The 239-nt window shown below is 64.0% G+C and carries 1 protein-coding gene; it reads right to left on the bottom strand.

The features are described from left to right. On the bottom strand, positions 1-239 hold a 239-nt coding region (locus HWD93_RS18855; protein ID WP_261647651.1), incomplete at both ends, for an FGGY-family carbohydrate kinase.

Here is a 239-nt window from a genome sequence, read left to right as displayed (position 1 = left end):
AGCCATCGCTGGCTGCCAGAAATGCGGTTCCCCGCAGGCTCGCGCGATCCTGATCCGCCATGCGCCGCACCGGCACACCGCTGAGACCGGCCTGCAGCTGAAGCAGCGTATCGCTGGAGGAAAGCCCTCCGCCTGCTACCACTTCCCGAACCGGAACGCCCGCCACTTTAGAGCTCGCCTCCGCACAGGAAACGACCGAATGCGCAATACCTTCCAGAATGGCATGAGCAAGATGCGCC

This window comes from Curtobacterium sp. C2H10 (genome assembly GCF_025407985.1).
In the GTDB taxonomy this organism is placed as follows: Bacteria; Actinomycetota; Actinomycetes; order Actinomycetales; family Microbacteriaceae; genus Curtobacterium.
The sequence above is the reverse complement of the archived record's forward strand: the minus strand, read 5'-3'. Positions and strand labels throughout refer to the sequence as shown.